This window comes from Thiomonas delicata, from assembly GCF_900088825.1.
In the GTDB taxonomy this organism is placed as follows: Bacteria; Pseudomonadota; Gammaproteobacteria; order Burkholderiales; family Burkholderiaceae_C; genus Thiomonas_A; species Thiomonas_A delicata.
Window position 1 is genome coordinate 1 of sequence record NZ_LT592176.1, and the last position, 1002, is coordinate 1002.

Annotated in this window: 1 protein-coding gene; it reads left to right on the forward strand. The window is 64.2% G+C overall.

Going from position 1 to position 1002, the window contains the following annotated elements:
- Nucleotides 1–515, forward strand: a 515-nt coding sequence (locus THIARS_RS18730; protein WP_186436764.1) for a hypothetical protein, incomplete at its 5' end; no start/stop codon positions are given.
- Nucleotides 516–1002 lie beyond the last annotated feature (487 nt).

A 1002-nucleotide genomic window follows, 5' to 3' on the forward strand; every position in this document is an offset into this window, starting at 1 on the left:
TAGACGCCATCACTCTGCCGCCGGATGTGCCTACGCCCTTCGGTCAGCACGAGCTGATTGCAAGCAGCCGCGAGCTGCTCGACGACACGGACCGCGTCACGCTCGATGCGCTCGGTTTTGCACATGACGACAACGCGGCGCAGCACCCGCCCATCGGCGAGCTTGTTGCCAATCGCGCCCACCAACGCCGCGAGGTCGGCCTGGCGGTCGGAGCCTCGCTTGCTGCGGTCGACCTCGAACCATGTGACGCCTCGCCCCTCCACATCGAACGCGACCGCATCTGGGCGCAGGTGCTTGCGGACAGAGGCGCCGCGGCGATGGACGTTCACGGTGATGTAACCTTGGACGGCCTTGCTGCTCCCATTGCGCGTGCCAGCTTTGGCATTGGCATTGAGGTCATGCAGGAGCTCGGATTCTGTGACCGCACGGAGGCCTCGCGCCCAGCTGCAAACCACAAGAAATTGGGCCCACAATCGGTGTTCGGGATTGGTCATATCGCTGACCCTTCGCACTGAAGATGCGGCGTCGTGGCCATGGTCGCCGAGCCAATCTACGCCGGGCTGCGTGAGTCCGTAGACCGTCTGGAATCGGTCGGTCCTGTAACGACGCAGAAGGCCACGCTTGACCATGCCGCGGACCGCCCGTTGGGCTGCTGTCAGGGAAGCTTTGAATGGGCGCTCGGGAAAGCAAGCGGCGGCGACGTCGATGGTGCGGATGACCCTAAATCTGTTTGCGAGCCGAAGGGACCGTTCGAAAATGGCGTCACGCAGATGGAGGCTCGATGCCCTGGTGGTCAGACCGCGAGAGGGTGCGAGCGGGCGTTGGTCGTCGTAACCGTGTAACGCTGTAACCGGCGTGTCGCCGAGTTTGGCCTCGTTGGTTACGCCGTTACGCGTTACAGCCGTTACGCCGTTTCGCGTGCTCACGGTGATGCCGGAGGTGGCGCCACCTGTTGCGGGCGAGGGTGAACCTGTGGCGACTGGCCCGGCATCGCGTGTTGCG